This is a genomic window from Neisseria sp. HMSC069H12 (assembly GCF_001812735.1).
GTDB lineage: Bacteria > Pseudomonadota > Gammaproteobacteria > Burkholderiales > Neisseriaceae > Neisseria > Neisseria subflava.
The window spans coordinates 1-17,144 of the sequence record NZ_KV810242.1 but is presented as its reverse complement, the minus strand read 5'-3'; the positions used below and the strand labels follow the sequence as shown (position 1 = coordinate 17,144).

Genomic DNA, 17,144 nt, shown 5'->3' with positions numbered 1-17,144 from the left:
AATCGGTAGTCATAGCCAATTTGAGTGATGAACGGTAGTGCAGCGACAATAAGGCTTACCGAATCAGGTCAGCAAATGGAATCCGTTTCGACAAAAAAGGCCGTCTGAAACCATTTCATGTTTCAGACGGCCTTTTCATTTTGGTTTTAAATCAAAACTTCATTATTCTGCAGTAGCCGGTTTGGCCACAGTTTTAATGGTTAAGGTCAACGCGGCGGAAATGGCGAGGAAAACACCGGCAAACGTCATCGCGTTGGCAGGGTTTGAACCCAAGAAGGTTTTGTACACCCAGCCGAAAGATACGGTTTCAATCAGCATTGGAATCACAATCATCATGTTCACAATACCCATGTACACGCCGTAACGTTCTTTCGGAATAGAACCGACCACAATCATAAACGGCACGCCCATCATACTTGCCCAACCGACACCGAAACCAATCATCGGGGCAAACATCAGGTATTTGTTGCCGATGTGCGGAATGGTGAGCAAGGCCAGCGCGGCAAGGGTTACGGCAAAGGCGTGAACATATTTGGCGGCATATTTGCGCGCCATCCACATCAGGCCGAAGGCGGAGATAAAGGTTACAACGTTGTAGAAACCGTTTACCAAACCGGTCCATGCAACCGCTTGACTATACGCTTCGGTATTTTCAACAGTCGAATCCCAAACGGATTGGACGATACTGTGGGAAATATATTGCCAGTAGATAAAGAGTGCGTACCATTGGAAGAGATACACCAAAGCCAGTTGCCACAGGGCAGTCGGCATTTCGCATACAGCAACGATAATATCTTTAACAGCATGAGCCGGACCACTTGGTTACGCCTTAATAGCCGCCATTTCCGCAGGACTAGGCTCGCGTTCGGATGTCGATAAAACAGTAACCAAAACCGAACCGATAGAGCAAACCGCACCAATATAGAATGAGCCGAATACCCAATAAGGAATACCCACTTCGGAAGTTTGTTGCAACCAGCCGATTTGCTGGAAGATGTAGAGGGAAACGTTGGCCAGGGTAATACCCAAACCGGTAAACACAGACTGCATCAAGAAACCGGTAGATTGCTGATGTTCGGGCACAGTATCGGCAATAAAGGCACGGAAAGGTTCCATTGCAGTGTTGTTACTGATGTCCAAGAGCCACAGCAGCAATACGGCCACCCACAATGCGGTAACGTGCGGATAAATAAAGAGACAGAGGCTGCAGCCGATGGCGCCAATCAAGAAATACGGACGGCGGCGGCCCAATCCCGGCACCCAAGTGCGGTCACTCATCGCACCAATCATCGGCTGCACCAGCGAACCGGTAATCGGACCTGCCATATTCAAAATCGGCAATTGGCTCGGGTCGGCATGAAGAAAGCTAAAAATCGGATTAATCGCAGTTTGCTGCAACCCGAAGCTATATTGAATACCGAAGAAACCGAAGTTCATCAGCATAATCTGGCGAAGTGTCATCGCCACTTGTGGGGAGATTTTCATAGGAAGGCTACTCCTGGGTAATAAACTATGGAAACAACAAACTCCAATTTCAGCGGTATGACGCTTTTATTATATTTGGGCTGCCCTTTTTACTAAGGCAACTCCGTTTTCAGACGGCCTTTATTTTGACCGTTTGCATGATTCTTATTTTGATGTGTGTTTGTATTGTTTAAAGTTTATTTTCAGGCCGTCTGAAACTATTTATTAATCACAGACTGACGCCAGATGGTTTCCCCAACGACCTTGACTGACTGAACCGAGCCGGTCGGGTGTTCAATGTGTTGAAACAGCAAATCCGCCGCCATCGCGCCCATGCGCAAATAGGGCAACTCTGTACTGGTCAACGGCGGAAACAGCGTCTCCGCAATCGCGCTGTGGTTATCATAGCCGGCAACCGAAACTTGCTCGGGAACCCGCATGCCGCGTGTCCTCAAAATCCCGTACACGCGCACCGCCATTTCATCGTTGCCGCAGCAAATTACCATCGGCGGAAGCGGCAAAGACAGCAGCTTCAAAATAGCCGAAATCAAAGACCCGCTGTCGTTGCTGAAGTCAGGATAGCCAGTTTGCACCAAATCAGGATCGAAGACGATATCCGAATCAGCCAAAGCACGGCGGTATCCGGCCAATCTCAAACGCGTCGCTTCTACGCCCGGTTGCAAAGTCACATAAGCAATCCGTTTGTGTCCGCTTTGGATAATCCGGCGCACCAAGCCATACTGCCCTGCTTCATCGTCCGGCAAAACCGCCGGCGTACCCGCCGAATCAAAACAGTTGACCAACACCATCGGACAACGGTTGGGCACTTCCGGCAGCAATACTTCCTGATGGAAACCTGCCACATATAAAATCCCCTCGGCACAATGCTCCATAAAGGTACGGATCAGCGGCTCCATCTGACCGGGCTGACCCGGCTTATTATCGATGTCGGCAATCATCAAAATCTTGCCTTGTGCGCGAATCTGCTGCTGAATGCCCTTAATCAAGAACATATCCGGTATGCCGTGCCCGCCCGTATTCTCGCCTGTCCGCGAAATGGCGCCGATAATCAGGCCGACCAATCCGGAACGGTGTGACCGCATAATCCGCGCCGCAGAAGACGGGATATAGCCCAAAGCAGCAATCGCTGTTTCTACTTTGGAACGGGTTTTCTCACTGACCGGCGCATCGCTGTTAATCACCCGACTGACCGTCTTGGGAGATACCCGGCATAAGCAGCGACATCATAAATTGTAGCCATCTTACGGACCCGCCCCGACAAGATTTCAATAATGTTACATAGGATAACACAGCAGACATCGGTGTCATACCCCATTTTTTACAGAAACTTGATGATAATCAACCGTTTATATTGCATTTTGCATACATTTCTTAAACAAAACCGCCCCTACCACCTCCCAAAAGTTGTCCAAATTTGTTAAACTACAAACAACTACAAAAAGCAGAAAATAGATACCCTGCTTGTTTACCGTTACATACTAAGGAAACGAGATGTCCGCATACTCAGACGCATGGCAGGCCTTGGAAGCCTATCATGCCGATACTCAACACGTTACCCTGCGCGAACGCTTCGCCGCAGATGCCGAACGTTTCAACAATATGCACGAAATTCTGCACGGTTTGTTATTTGATTACAGTAAAAACCGCCTAGATGAAAACACCCTTGATTTATTGTGCAAACTGGCCGAAGCAGCCGATTTGCCACAATATATGCAGGCCATGAGCAGCGGTGAAAAAATCAACACCAGCGAACACCGCGCCGTCCTCCACACTGCCCTGCGCCTGCCTGCCAATGCCAAACCTGTTTACGTTGACAGCGAAAACATCGTGCCCAATGTTCATCACGAACTCAACCGCGCACTCGAGTTCGCACGCCAACTTTTAGACGGCACCCACGCAGGCATTACCGGCAAACCGATTACCGACTTGGTTCACATCGGTATCGGCGGCTCCGACTTGGGTCCGCGCATGGCCACACAGGCGCTGCAACCCTATTGGCAAAACATCCGCGTCCACTTTGTCAGCAACTCCGATGATGCCGACCTGACTCAAACCCTTCTCGGCCTCAATCCCGAGACCACCGTATTCAGCATTGCCAGCAAATCATTCCGTACGCCGGAAACCCTGCTCAATGCCTATGCGGCGCGCACTTGGTATCGCGATGCAGGTTTGCCTGATTCCGGCATCTACCGCCACTTCTGCGCCATTTCCGCCGATGTGGCCGCAGCCCAAAACTTCGGTATCTCCCCCGACAAAGTCTTCGCCATGTCCGACTGGGTCGGCGGCCGCTATTCCGTTTGGTCGCCTATCGGCCTGCCGCTGATGGTTGCCGTCGGTGAAAAAGCGTTCCGCAAAATGCTGGCCGGCGCACACGCAATGGATACCCATTTCTTCGAAACGCCATTCCGCCGCAATATTCCCGTCCTGATGGCACTTATCAACGTTTGGTACAACAACTTCCAACATTCAGACGGCCAAACCGTTGTCCCATACAGCCACAACATGCGCCTCTTTACCCAATGGCTCAACCAACTCGATATGGAAAGCCTCGGCAAACAGCGTACTTCAGACGGCCAACCCGTTTCCTGCACCACCGGCGGCATTGTCTTCGGCGATGAAGGCGTCAACTGCCAACATGCCTACTTCCAGCTTCTGCACCAAGGCACGCGTCTGATTCCCGTCGACTTTATCGTCCCCATGACTACAGTCTACGGCAACCACCGCCAACACCGCTTTACCGTTGCCAATGCCTTCGCCCAAGCCGAAGCGCTGATGAAAGGCAAAACCTTAGACGAAGTGCAAATCGAGTTGGCCGCCCTACCCCAAGACGAACGCGACCGCCTTGCACCGCAAAAAGAATTCCCCGGCAACCGTCCGAGCAACAGCCTGCTTATCGACAGCCTGACACCTTTCAACCTCGGCATGCTGATGGCGGCTTACGAACACCGCACCTTCGTACAGGGTGTGATTTGGCGTATCAACCCCTTCGACCAATGGGGCGTGGAATACGGCAAAGAGCTGGCCAAAACCATCGAACCCGAACTCGAACGCGGCACGCCGGCACATGACAGCTCCACCAACGGTCTGATCGCCTTCTACCGCAACTGCAACGCAAGATCGAAGGCCGTCTGAAAATAAAATGCCCGTAAGACAAGCATATCTGCCTGTCTTACGGGCATTTCAAAACCTAATCGGCGGTAAGAATGAACCGTTAAAGCACCGCACTTTTAGACAAAAGTAGCTAGATTTTGATATAAAAAAAGGCTAAATCGATAATGACTTAGCCTTTTTCATCAGACTTGATTAGTTGTTTGTTGTTAATGCGCCTAAATCTTTATCAACTAAGAACAAACCTTTACCATCTTCACCAAGAAGATTTAATTTATCCAAAATTCCACTGAATAATTTTTCTTCTTCATGTTGTTCAGCCACATACCATTGTAAGAAGTTAAAGGCAGAGTAGTCTTTCTCTTCAAAAGTTCTACCAACTAATTCATTGATTTTAGAGGTAATTAACTTTTCATGTTCATAAGTTAATTCAAGTACTTGTTTCAATGATGAAAATTGATGAGGTGGTTCATCAATTTGTGTGATGATAGCCAATGCGCCGGTCTCATTTAAATAAGTGAAGAGTTTACGCATATGCTGCATTTCCTCAGCCGCATGCTCTGATAAAAATTTTGCAGCTCCTTCGAAACCTTGTTGTTCGCACCAGGCGCTCATTTGTAAATATAAGTTAGAAGAATAAAACTCTAAATTCATTTGATCATTTAATAGTTTAATCACGCTATTTGATAACATTTTATTTCTCCTATTCTTATAAAGTTTTTAATTCACGATCAATGTAGTAGAGCGCTGTACCACTTTCACCAAGAAGTTTGAATTTATCAACAATACTGTTAAATAATTTTTCTTCTTCATGCTGTTCAGCTACATACCATTGTAAGAAGTTAAAAGTAGAGTAATCCTTTTCTGCAAAAGTACTCTCAACTAACTCATTAATTTTAGATGTCACTAGTTTTTCGTGTTCAAGTGTTATTTCAAAAACTTCTTTTAATGAAGCGTAATCGTGTTTAGGGGCGTCAATTTTACCTAACAAAGGCATTCCACTGGTTTCGCTCACATAAGTAAACAACTTTTGCATATGTTCCAATTCTTCATCGGCATGACGAAGTAAAAATGCTGCAGCGCCTTCATAACCATGTTTATGGCACCATGCACTCATTTGCAAATAGACATTTGATGAATACAACTCGAGATTAATTTGTTCGTTTAATTTTGCTGTAATTGACTTACTTAGCATAACTAACTCCTTTTCTTAATGCGGTTAATAGATGTATCACAATACAAAATTTGTATTTGCGGATGAATTTTACTCATTTTATTGAGAATAGTCAATTTTATTTTATCAATTTTTATTGTAACCCATTAATTTAAAAGGATTTTATAAATAAATCATTCTCATTTGGTTCCATTTAATGAAATGAGTTATCAATATCGCCTTTGCCTAAATTCTCTAGAGAAATGATAAGGTGTTGGAAGGAGAATCGTAGATTTCCAAAGTTTTTTGCTCTCACTTATCAACTCCAAAATACTGGATAAATAGAAAACATGAAAATTCAATGTTTTTTATAGAATTACGCATCAAAGCGATATAGTTTCAAAGTAGGTTATCCTTAATATTTGAATGTGACAATTACCATTTATTATTTAACATAATATACATATTGTTGAAAAATCTACTGGTTAACTTCAATCAGGGAAAGCATGAAGAAGTTAGGAAGTTAGTTGGAAAGTTGATTAGGGTAGATTTTATTCAAATGAAAGACTAGGCTATGAAATCAAAATTTGTGTATAAGTTACTGGTAATTTCAAAGTACCTGTATATTTTAATTTGTATATCAATACCGATCGTTTTTATTTATGAAAGCTACCAAGAAGATAATGTTGATTTTATGATTTATATTCATGCTTTTATTATTTTTTCCATATTGGGTGTATTGACTCAATATTCTATGTCTAATTTTTTTGAAAAGGAAAAATAACATGATTGAACTATCCATTTAGGATCTGGAACTAATTTATGGAGGAGGCTTAGGAGAGAGAATCCTTCAAGGAGGAGCAAATGGTGCATAAATAGGAGGATCAATTGGTGCAGGTATTGGTCTGGGTGTCGGTATAGCTTTTGGCAGTATTCCTGCCGGACCAGCTATTATGGTCGGTGGCACAATTGGTGCTGCTGTTGGTGCTGCAACTGGTATGGGTGTTGCAGCATATGAGTATTACCAAGAAACTCAGCCTAAAGGGACAGTAACGGTCGGTCCGATTTCTGCTTTTGCTGTGGACAAATCAGGAAACGGCTACACTGACGGCACAAATTACCACTGATATTTCTCATCGTTCAAACGATCTCTAGGGGTCGTCTGAAACTTTCTTAACTTCAATTTTATGAATACACCCAAGCAACCCTTCTTCCGTCCTGAAGTCTCCGTTGCCCGCCAAACCAGTTGTTCCAACAAAAGGCCGTCTGAAACTTAATTTGTCAAAGTTTCAGACGGCCTTTATTCAATAAAGATAGCAGAAGCTCATTCGCCATATCCCCCATCTTTGCTACAATATCCCTTTTCTTTTTTATTGATTCCACTATGACCACTGCACCCCAAACCAGCACTTGGCGCAAGATTTTCTCGCGCAGTATGCTGATTTGTATCTTTACAGGCTTCACTTCGGGGCTGCCGCTTTATTTTCTGATCAACCTGATTCCGGCATGGTTGCGCAGCGAACATGTCGATTTGAAAACCATCGGCCTGATGGCACTTATCGGGCTGCCTTTCACTTGGAAATTTATCTGGTCTCCCGTCATTGATTTGGTCAGATTACCTTTTTTAGGACGGCGACGCGGTTGGATGCTGGTTACGCAAATTGGTTTACTGCTGACCTTGCTCATTTACGCCTTCCTAAATCCTGCTCAGCATTTATATGTAATTATGGGCTTATCGTTGGTGGTCGCCTTTTTCTCTGCCAGCCAAGATATTGTATTGGATGCATTTCGCCGCGAAATTTTATCAGATGAAGAATTAGGCTTGGGCAACTCCATCCACGTCAATGCCTACCGTATTGCTGCTTTGGTACCTGGCTCACTCAGCTTGATTTTGGCCGACTTGATGCCTTGGCACAACGTATTCATCATTACTGCACTATTTATGCTGCCCGGTCTGCTAATGACCTTATTTTTAGCTAAAGAGCCTGACATTCCACCATCTGTGTCGCGTACATTTACCCAAACAGTCTCTGACCCTTTCAGTGAGTTCTTCTCCCGCAAAGGAATCAAACAGGCCATATTGGTATTGCTGTTTATCTTTCTCTACAAACTGGGCGACAGTATGGCAACGTCTCTGGCAACGCCGTTTTATCTGGACATGGGCTTCAGCAAAACCGACATCGGCCTCATTGCCAAAAATGCCGGCCTGTGGCCTGCTGTGATTGCCGGCATTGCCGGTGGTATTTGGATGTTGAAACTCGGGATCAACAGGGCATTATGGGTTTTCGGCGTGGCGCAATGGGTTACTATTCTAGGCTTTGCCTGGTTGGCAAATTTTGGCAAATTCGAAGCCATCACACTAACAGAGCAAATGATGCTTGCGGCTGTGATTGGTGCAGAAGCAGCGGGCGTAGGTCTGGGTACAGCGGCGTTTGTTGCCTATATGGCTCGTGAAACCAATCCTGCATTTACGGCCACACAATTAGCCCTCTTTACCAGCCTGTCAGCCGTTCCACGTACATTTATCAATGCTTCGGCAGGTTATCTGATTGAAGCGATGGGTTACTTTAATTTCTACTGGCTGTGTTTTGCTTTGGGCATACCGGGCATGTTGCTGCTGTTTAAAGTGGCACCATGGAATGGTCAAAAAGTGAGTAACTAGATTGCCAGTCTAAAACTTCTAGTAAAACAAAAGGCCGTCTGAATGTTCAGACGGCCTTTATCATACAAAAACTTTATTCGGCAGCAGGTTTGACAGTACTGCGGACATCGCCGCTTTTTTCTTTATGTTTCAAAACAGCGCGGTCGAGCTTGTCCATCAAAACATCAATCGCGGCGTACATATCCTGTTCAATCGCTTCAACGTGCAAATCTTTGCCTGCCAAATGTGCATCGGCTTCGGCTTTTTGATTGACTTTTTCCACCGAGAGCGTAATGGTCACAGAGATGATGTTGTCGGCGTGGCGATTGATTCGTGCCAACTTGTCGGAAACATAGTTTTTGATGGCTTCGGTAACATCAAAATTCAGACCGGTGATTTTCAGATTCATGATACAGCTCCTTCGGTTGATTAGTCCGTCAAAACGGATCGGAATATATCTACTCGGTAAATTTTCGCTTGTGTGCCGGTGGGATGTCTAATGATTCTCTATATTTTGCAACTGTACGTCTGGCGATTTCAATGCCGCGTTGTTTTAATAATTTGACGAGGGTCTCGTCCGAATAGGGTTTGCTGCTGTCTTCGCTTTCAATCAGCTGGCTTAATACGGCTTTGATTGCGCCTTGGCTGAACCCTTCGCCGTCATCGTCGGCATTGACTGCCTGTGTGAAGAAATAGCGTAACGCAAACAGGCCGCGCGGGCAAGACAAATATTTCTGATTGGCGGCGCGCGAGATGGTACTTTCCGCCAAACCCAATTCGGCGGCGGCATCTTTCATCAGCATGGGCGACAGGCCGATTTCTCCGAAGATGAAAAAATCTTCCTGATTTTTGACGATATACTCGGCAAGGCGGAGGACCGTGCTTTTCCGCAGCTCCAAAGAATCAATGCGCTGCTTGGCTTCGTTGATTTTTTCCTTCCACTCCGGTGCACCCTCTTCCGCTGATTTCATCAGGTCGCAATATTCCTGATTAAGCCGCAACTTCGGCCAAGCCGCCTCGTTGCTGATGACTTCCCAGCCGTCCTTACCCTCTTTGACCCAAACGTCAGGCTGAATATAAGGCGTGGGCGTGGCAGAGGCGAAACCGTAGGCCGGATAGGGATTGAGCTCTGCAATCATATCGAGCGCGGCTTCTATGGTTTCACTGTCGGTATCGGAATAGAGTTTGCGGAAACGCAGAACGTTTTGTTTGCGGTTTTTGCCTAAATCTTGAAGCGAACTTTGCACCAAATGCGCAGCCATTTGTCGGGCAGGAGAAGCCGGTAAACGCATCAGCTGCAGCATGAGCGACTCGGTCAAATCCGCCGCCGCCACGCCGGGCGGATCAAAGGTTTGCAATACATCCAGCGCTTTTTGCAGGGCTTCTTCGTCCAGCATCCATTCCAACGGCGTGTGGTCGATGATTTCTTCGAGGCTGTCGGTGAGGTAGCCTTGTTCGTCCAAAAAATCAATCAAGACGTGAACATAGGCCGCTTCCACTTGCGAGAGCGGATGCTCGCACACTTGGGCATGCAAATAGTGTTTGAAATCCTCTTCTTCGGCGATGTCGCTCCAAATATCTTCGGCATCGTCGCCGCTCAACTGCTGACCTGCGCGCGGCATGGTGACGGCACGATTGAGCCCGCTATCGGCAAACTCATCGGTTTCCGGACGCTCAAGCAGAGGATTGTCTAATAACCAGTCTCCCACTTCGCGCTCAAGCTCAAGACCCGACATCTGCAAGATGCGCAGAGACTGCTGCAGCCGCTGGTTGAGCTGCTGAGTCTGTTTGAGTTTAAGGACGAGTGAAGACATAGTGTTTTTTCGAAGTGTATGGATAGTTTTTCAGACGGCCTTTGTACGGAGGGCCGTCTGAAAAACTAGGTTATCGGTATTATATTTGTATTCTTAGTAATTATTTCAATATTTATAGCTACCCTCAATTGAAATGAGAGCCTCGTGTGAAATCGGTTTTACGATTACCGTCAAATATGCATTCAATATTTGAAATTTTCACCCAAGTAAACCGAACGGACTTGTTCATTATTGACCAAATCATCCGGCTTGCCTGAAGCCAATACAGTACCGTCGCTGATGATATAGGCACGGTCGCAGATGCTGAGGGTTTCGCGCACGTTGTGGTCAGTAATCAATACGCCGATACCGCGTGATTTGAGGAACTCGATAATTTTCTGAATATCGATGACGGCAATCGGGTCAACGCCGGCAAAAGGTTCGTCCAACAAAATGAAACGCGGCTGCATGGCCAACACGCGCGCGATTTCGACACGGCGGCGTTCGCCACCGGACAAGGACGGCGCAGGGTTGTTGCGCAGGCGCTCGATGTTCAAATCGGCCAACAGTTTTTCAAGTTCGGCATCGATACGGCTTTTGTCCTTCATGCTGATTTCCAAAATGGCGCGGATATTTTGTTCCACGGTCATTTTGCGGAAAATCGAGGCTTCCTGCGGCAGATAGCCGACGCCGAGGCGGGCGCGTTCGTGAATGGGCAGGTGGCGCAACTCTTGGCCGTCCAGCATCACGCTGCCTGCATCGGCGGCAATCAGGCCGACAATCATGTAAAAGCTGGTAGTCTTACCCGCGCCGTTGGGACCGAGCAGGCCGATGACTTCGCCGCTTTCGATTTCAAGGGAGAAGCTTTTGACGACTTGGCGTTTTTTGAAACTTTTTTGCAGGTTTTGAACCACAAGACGGCTGTTGTTTGCGCTCATATTCTGTTGACTTTCGATATTGACCTCAGGCCGTCTGAACCTTTTTCAGACGGCCTTGTTCGTGTGTTTTCTTATTTGTTTTTCTGCGTGCTGGACGGCTGGATGACAACGCTGACGCGGCCGGATTTGGCGGCGGATTTCACACCGGATTTGGCACTGCCGTTGATGGTGTAAACCTCGGTTTTGGTGTTGTAAGTAATGACCGCACCTTCAGCCACATCGCCGCCGCGCTGTACTTTGGCATTGCCGGTCAGGGTAACCAGACTGGCTGCGGAAGAATACGTGACGGTATTGGCTTGGCCGTTGACCACGCCTTTGCCGCCGTCCAACTCTTGGCTGAATTTGACGGGCGAGCCGGTGGCTTTCATCAACTGCTCGCTTTTGTCGTTGCGCGAAACGGTTACGCTGCCGGCGCGGATATTGAGCGTGCCTTGTTTGATGATGACGTTGCCGGAAAAGGTGGTGCTTTGGTTGTTTTGATCAAGCGAGCCTTGGTCGGCTTCGATTTGAATCGGCTGCTTGCTGTCGCTTTGCAGGGCAAAGGCCGGGCTGGCGGCAAAAACGGCAACAAGGGCTAAGGTTTTACAAATTTTTTGTATCATAAATTGTGGCTTTCACTTTGGAAGGGAAATTCAGCAAACCGGTTTTATGGTCATAAGTCATGCCGTTTGCCTGACCGCCGGACTGTCCGTATTGGAAAGTAACGGGGCTGTCGGTATGGGCGTATTGCGCTTCGGTATCGACATTTAAACGCTCGGTTTTGACGATGCCGGCCAAACGCTTGGCATCTGCCGCTTTGTTTAAGACAACATTCTGTTCAAAAACGACTTTTTTGTTTTGAATATTGTACGCAGCCTTGTCGCTGCCGACTTCGTACAGCAGGTTGCCGTCGCGGTAAAACGAAAGATGCGGTTTGTCCAAATGCACGTCCGCGCTATTCGGATATTGGACGGCATCGACCGCGCTCAGGTTTTCTTTCAGACGGCCTTCTTGGTCAAAACGTTTGCCGTTGATGCCTTTCATCGAATATTGCGGCTCATTCGGATTGAGGACGACTTCTTCGACTTGCACTTCGCTGATGCGGCCGAGCCACGCCGCCAATGCGCCGAGTGAAACGGCCAGCACCAGCGGAAAGGCAATTCCGTAACGCCATCTGATTTTCATCGTACATACTCTTTCAAAGCAGGTTCAAGCGTACCTTGCGCCTGCATAATCAAATCGCACACTTCACGCACCGCGCCTGCGCCGCCGGAACGTCGGGTTACATAATGGGCGTATTGCAAAGTAAACCAATGCGCTTCAGGGACGGCGACCGCCAATCCGCAACGCACCATCACGGGCAAATCAACGACATCGTCGCCGACAAAGGCACACTCATGCTCTCCCACACCGGCCTGTTCGCGTAATTGGGCGTAGGCGGCACGTTTGTCGTGAATGCCTTTGAAGTAATAGTTGATACCGAGCTGCTTCACGCGGATACCGACGGAAGGCGCATCGCGGCCGGTAATAATCGCCGTTTGCACGCCGCTGGCCTGAAGCATTTTCAAACCGTGTCCGTCCAAAGTGTGGAACGACTTGATTTCTTCGCCGTTGTCACGGATAAAAATGCGGCCGTCGGTCAAAACGCCGTCCACATCCAGTATCAGCAGTTTGATACCTAAAGCGCGTTGTTGCAGGTCGGAAGAGAGGTTTTGCATAAGGTTTCCTTATTTCAGACGGCCTATTCTAGCATAAGGCCGTCTGAAAACGTTTTTGCCGTCGTTTCAGACAATTCGTGCCATCAATAAATCGTGCATATTCAGCGCGCCAATCAGTACGCCGTTTTCTTCGACCACCAGCAAACCGTTCACATGGCCGCTTTGCATGGCTTTCAAAGCTTCGGTGGCGAGACGGTCGGCGGAGATGGTTTTTGGCCAAGCGTGCATGATGTCGTCCACTTTCAAACCGGCAAAGCTATCGCGTTCTTGAAACAGACGGCGCAAGTCGCCATCGGTAAATACGCCTTTCAGACGGCCTTCGGCATCGGTTACCGCCAACATGCCCAAACCTTTTTCACTCATGCGGACAATGGCCTCTTTCAACGGTGTACCCAACAAAACGGCAGGCAGAGCTTCGTCTTTGTGCATAATATCCGCCACGCGCAGCAGCAGGCGTTTGCCCAAACTGCCGGCCGGATGGCTTAAAGCAAAATCATCCGGCGTAAACGCACGCGCCTGCAGCAATACCACCGCCAGAGCATCGCCCAAGGCCATCACGGCGGTCGTACTGGAAGTCGGCGCAAGGCCGAGCGGACAGGCTTCTTTGGAAACCGCCGCGGTAATATGGATATCGGCATGGCGCGCCATGGTCGAAGTCGGATGGGCAGTGATACAAATAAGCGTGATGTTTTTGCGTTTCAACGCTGGAATAATCGCCGCAATTTCGTCGCTTTCGCCGGAATTGGAAATGGCAACCACGACATCGTTATCGACAATCATGCCCAAATCGCCGTGCGCCGCTTCGGCAGGATGGACGAAAAACGCAGGCGTGCCGGTGGAAGCCATGGTCGCCGCCATTTTGCGGCCGATGTGTCCGGACTTACCCATGCCGGCAATTACAACCCTGCCCTTGCAGTGCAACAACGCTTCTGCCGCACGGACAAAGTTGTCGTCCAACGCCGCCGCAATTTCACGCAAACCTTCGGCTTCCGTATTCAATACATCACGCGCCCAGTCGAGATAAAGTGTGTTTTCCGCCATCAAAGCTACCTTTCGTGCTTGAATTTAGGTTTGTTTTGCCCAAATTAATCAGCCGTAAACTGTTCAAATTCATCGAATCGGCGTAGCATTACCGCCACTTCACAAACAAACCTATTATGTAAAAGGAATCTGAGATGACTATTTTATCGGACGTTAAAGCATTAGGACAACAAATCTGGTTGGACAATCTCTCCCGTTCGCTGGTACAAAGCGGCGAATTGGCAGAAATGCTGAAACAAGGTGTGTGTGGCGTAACTTCCAATCCTGCCATTTTCCAAAAAGCCTTTGCCGGAGACGCGCTGTACGCCAATGAAGTAGCCGCACTCAAACAGCAAGACCTGACCCCGAAACAACGCTACGAAACCATGGCGGTTGCCGATGTGCAAGCCGCCTGCGACGTGTGCCTTGCCGAACACGAATCCACCGGCGGCAAAACAGGCTTCGTCAGCCTCGAAGTTTCGCCTGAATTGTCCAAAGACGCACAAGGCACGGTTGAAGAAGCGCGCTGCCTGCACGCTGCCATCGGCCGTAAAAATGCCATGATTAAAGTACCGGCAACCGACGAAGGCATCGAAGCGCTTGAAACCCTCGTTTCAGACGGCATCAGCGTCAACCTGACCCTGCTCTTCTCCCGCGCCCAAACCCTCAAAGCCTATGCGGCCTACGTGCGCGGCATTGCCAAACGTTTGGAGGCAGGACACGACGTTTCCCATATCCAAGTTGTCGCCAGCTTCTTTATTTCCCGTGTCGATGCCGCATTGGACGCCACCCTGCCCGATCACCTCAAAGGCAAAGTTGCCATTGCGCTGGCCAAAGCCGCCTATCAAGATTGGGCGCAATACTTCGGCAGCAGCGAATTTGCCGCACTTGCCGAAAAAGGTGCCAACCGCGTACAACTTCTGTGGGCATCTACCGGCGTGAAAAACCCTGCCTATCCTGACACTTTGTACGTTGACAGCCTGATTGGCGCCCATACCGTCAACACCGTTCCCGATGCGACACTCAAAGCCTTTATCGACCACGGCACTGCCAAAGCCACGTTAACCGAAGGTGTGGACGAAGCCCAAGCGCAGCTTGCCGAAACCGCCAAACTCGGCATTGATATCGAAACTTTGGCAACTCGTTTGCAGGAAGACGGTTTGAAACAATTTGAAGATGCTTTCGCCAAACTACTGGCTCCCTTGGCTTAAGCGAATTGAACGGACGGCCGAGAAACTTAAATCATTTTGAAAAGTCTCAGGCCGTCTGAAACCCAAATTCGGGCGTGTACGGCACGCCCTTTTCTATCACGATTTGAACACCGTGCAGGCATACTGCCCCTGCTCTACAAAAACACCCTGCCATGTATATAGGACGTTTCGCTCCCAGCCCTACCGGCCTGCTTCATATCGGCTCCCTACTGACCGCCGTTGCCTCCTATGCCGACGCGCGCGTTCATCAGGGCAAATGGCTGGTCCGCATTGAAGACCTTGACCCCCCGCGCGAAATGCCCGGCGCCGCTACCGACATTTTGCGCACGCTCGAAGCTTTCGGTTTTGAGTGGGACGGCGAAGTCGCCTATCAAAGCCGCCGTTACGACCTATATCAAGACACCCTCGACCGCCTTAAAACAGCCGGGCTGGTGTATCCCTGCTATTGCAGCCGCAAAGACTGGCAGGCGGCGGCAACACATGGCGCAGACGGATTTGTATATAACGGCCGTTGCCGCAATCCTCAGCAAAGACCCGACACGCAAAACAAAACTCCGGCATGGCGCATTCAAGTTCCTGATCGCATGATCGGTTTTTCAGACGACATTGTCGGACATTACGCACAAAATCTGGCACACGATATCGGCGATTTCGTCCTGCTTCGTGCCGACGGCTATTGGGCATATCAGCTTGCCGTGGTTGCCGACGATGCCGATCAAGGCATAACCCATATTGTCCGCGGTCAGGACTTGCTCGTTTCCACGCCGCGCCAAATCTATCTGCAACAATGCCTCGGCGTTCCCACACCGGCCTACGCCCACCTTCCCCTATTGACCAACAATCAAGGGCAAAAATGGTCGAAACAAACCCTTGCCCCGGCTTTGGATTTGAATCAAAAAGAACAACTCCTACGCCAAGTCCTAACCTACCTCAACCTACCCGATGCACCTACCGTGAACCGTCCGCAGGAATTGCTTGATTGGGCGGTGGTACACTGGCAAATGGACAAAATCCCAAAATCGTCCATTATCACAGACTGAATTAGCACGATTACAACAAAATTACTCTAGGTATTACAATATTTCATAAAGTTATGTAAGTAATCTTCCGGTTCATCCCAAACCATGCCCAAGAAGCGAAAAATCATGTATATTTTGAAAATTTCCTAAAATTGTCACAAACTGATAATTTCAAGGTTGTAACAACATACGGCTGACGCGTTATTGAGGATGACAAAACGCGGCAGATCTCCCACGATACAACAAAAAGAATACCGCTATGCCAAGTGCCATTATTGTAGAAGACGAAGTATTAGCAGCAGAACGCTTACGTGTATTATTGGAAGAGTGCAATGTCGTACTGCTTAACGTCTTTCACCATGCCATGCCAGCATTGGAGTGGCTGAGCGTCCACGAAGTTGACATCGTCTTTGCCGACATCGGCATGCCGGAAATCGACGGTCTCGAGTTTGTCGAACGCATTAAGCGTACCGCCAAGCGCCAGCCGGAAATTGTATTCACCACAGCCTATGAAGAACACGCCCTGCGCGCGTTTGAGCTGGCTGCCGCAGACTATCTGCTCAAACCAATCAAAATGACCCGCCTGCAAACCGCGCTTGACCGCATCATCGAGAAAAACCGCGAAAAAGCAGACAGTTTCACCCATTTCAAAGTGTACAACCGCGAACGCATGGTTGAAATCCCATGGCAACAGGCGCGTTACCTGATGGCGGAACACAAAACCGTCTATCTGTTTACCGGCGACGGCCACAGCTACGAATTACCGAAAACATTGGTTTACTGGGAAGAATTGCTGGGCGATAAAGTCATCCGCATCCACCGCAATGCCCTCGTCTTCCGCCACACCCTCGACAGCCTGATTCGACTGGACGATGACGAAAACGACGAATACGCATCCACATGGGGTGCTAAAATTCTCGATATTCCAACTCCGTTGCCTGTCAGCCGCCGACAACTGTCCACCCTAAGGAAAATCATTAAAAACAGCATCTAACAATGCGCTCCTTGATTGGCTCTCTTTAAATCAAAGGCCGTCTGAAAAGATATTTTCAGACGGCCTGACACCTTTGCAAAATCCC

The 17,144-nt window shown here is 48.5% G+C and carries 15 protein-coding genes and 2 pseudogenes; 6 read left to right on the top strand and 11 right to left on the bottom strand.

Annotated elements, in window-relative coordinates:
* Positions 1–162 precede the first annotated feature (162 nt).
* Both HMPREF2872_RS01105 and HMPREF2872_RS01100 read right to left on the bottom strand, forming a co-directional pair.
* Positions 163–1,485, bottom strand: a pseudogene (locus HMPREF2872_RS01105) (MFS transporter).
* Positions 1,486–1,682: 197 nt separating this feature from the next.
* Positions 1,683–2,725: pseudogene (locus tag HMPREF2872_RS01100) on the bottom strand (LacI family DNA-binding transcriptional regulator).
* A 251-nt stretch (positions 2,726–2,976) separates the two neighbouring features.
* On the opposite strand from HMPREF2872_RS01100, the gene pgi reads away from it, so the two are divergent.
* On the top strand, positions 2,977–4,617 hold the full coding sequence (gene pgi, locus HMPREF2872_RS01095) for a glucose-6-phosphate isomerase (protein WP_070630562.1): 1,641 nt from the start codon (positions 2,977–2,979) through the stop codon (positions 4,615–4,617).
* 171 nt (positions 4,618–4,788) lie between these two features.
* Here the strand turns inward: pgi and ftnA (HMPREF2872_RS01090) are convergent, their stop codons facing one another.
* Positions 4,789–5,286 (bottom strand): non-heme ferritin, encoded by a 498-nt coding sequence (ftnA, locus tag HMPREF2872_RS01090; RefSeq protein ID WP_003686798.1) that lies wholly within the window; start codon positions 5,284–5,286, stop codon positions 4,789–4,791.
* A gap of 16 nt (positions 5,287–5,302) precedes the next feature.
* Positions 5,303–5,788, bottom strand: a complete 486-nt coding sequence (ftnA, locus tag HMPREF2872_RS01085; protein ID WP_070630560.1) for a non-heme ferritin — start codon at positions 5,786–5,788, stop codon at positions 5,303–5,305.
* 911 nt (positions 5,789–6,699) lie between these two features.
* Between ftnA (HMPREF2872_RS01085) and HMPREF2872_RS11915 the strand changes: the two genes are divergently transcribed.
* Complete coding sequence (locus HMPREF2872_RS11915) at positions 6,700–6,873, top strand: hypothetical protein (protein WP_224783520.1); 174 nt, start codon at positions 6,700–6,702, stop codon at positions 6,871–6,873.
* Between the two features lie 257 nt (positions 6,874–7,130).
* Positions 7,131–8,408, top strand: a complete 1,278-nt coding sequence (locus HMPREF2872_RS01070) for an AmpG family muropeptide MFS transporter (RefSeq protein ID WP_283118951.1) — start codon at positions 7,131–7,133, stop codon at positions 8,406–8,408.
* A 73-nt stretch (positions 8,409–8,481) separates the two neighbouring features.
* On the opposite strand, the gene raiA is transcribed toward HMPREF2872_RS01070, so the two are convergent.
* From raiA to HMPREF2872_RS01035, 7 genes are all read right to left on the bottom strand, one after another.
* On the bottom strand, positions 8,482–8,796 hold the full coding sequence (gene raiA, locus HMPREF2872_RS01065) for a ribosome hibernation-promoting factor, HPF/YfiA family (RefSeq protein ID WP_003679851.1): 315 nt from the start codon (positions 8,794–8,796) through the stop codon (positions 8,482–8,484).
* Between the two features lie 49 nt (positions 8,797–8,845).
* Entirely contained in the window at positions 8,846–10,201 is a 1,356-nt protein-coding gene (gene rpoN, locus HMPREF2872_RS01060) for an RNA polymerase factor sigma-54 (protein ID WP_070630555.1), read from the bottom strand.
* A 182-nt stretch (positions 10,202–10,383) separates the two neighbouring features.
* Entirely contained in the window at positions 10,384–11,118 is a 735-nt protein-coding gene (gene lptB, locus HMPREF2872_RS01055; RefSeq protein WP_003679854.1) for an LPS export ABC transporter ATP-binding protein, read from the bottom strand.
* A 71-nt stretch (positions 11,119–11,189) separates the two neighbouring features.
* Complete coding sequence (lptA, locus tag HMPREF2872_RS01050; RefSeq protein ID WP_049328829.1) at positions 11,190–11,720, bottom strand: lipopolysaccharide transport periplasmic protein LptA; 531 nt, start codon at positions 11,718–11,720, stop codon at positions 11,190–11,192.
* Entirely contained in the window at positions 11,701–12,282 is a 582-nt protein-coding gene (gene lptC, locus HMPREF2872_RS01045) for an LPS export ABC transporter periplasmic protein LptC (protein ID WP_070630554.1), read from the bottom strand. Before lptC ends, lptA begins: the two co-directional genes overlap by 20 nt.
* Positions 12,279–12,815, bottom strand: coding sequence for a KdsC family phosphatase (locus HMPREF2872_RS01040; RefSeq protein WP_070630552.1), 537 nt, complete (start codon positions 12,813–12,815; stop codon positions 12,279–12,281). Before HMPREF2872_RS01040 ends, lptC begins: the two co-directional genes overlap by 4 nt.
* Positions 12,816–12,881: 66 nt before the next feature.
* Entirely contained in the window at positions 12,882–13,856 is a 975-nt protein-coding gene (locus tag HMPREF2872_RS01035) for a KpsF/GutQ family sugar-phosphate isomerase (protein ID WP_070630551.1), read from the bottom strand.
* Between the two features lie 134 nt (positions 13,857–13,990).
* Between HMPREF2872_RS01035 and tal the strand changes: the two genes are divergently transcribed.
* From tal to HMPREF2872_RS01020, 3 genes are all read left to right on the top strand, one after another.
* On the top strand, positions 13,991–15,046 hold the full coding sequence (gene tal / locus HMPREF2872_RS01030) for a transaldolase (protein ID WP_070630549.1): 1,056 nt from the start codon (positions 13,991–13,993) through the stop codon (positions 15,044–15,046).
* A 152-nt stretch (positions 15,047–15,198) separates the two neighbouring features.
* Complete coding sequence (gene gluQRS, locus HMPREF2872_RS01025; RefSeq protein WP_070630546.1) at positions 15,199–16,086, top strand: tRNA glutamyl-Q(34) synthetase GluQRS; 888 nt, start codon at positions 15,199–15,201, stop codon at positions 16,084–16,086.
* Between the two features lie 238 nt (positions 16,087–16,324).
* Complete coding sequence (locus HMPREF2872_RS01020; RefSeq protein ID WP_003686784.1) at positions 16,325–17,059, top strand: LytR/AlgR family response regulator transcription factor; 735 nt, start codon at positions 16,325–16,327, stop codon at positions 17,057–17,059.
* The last annotated feature ends 85 nt before the right edge of the window (positions 17,060–17,144 follow it).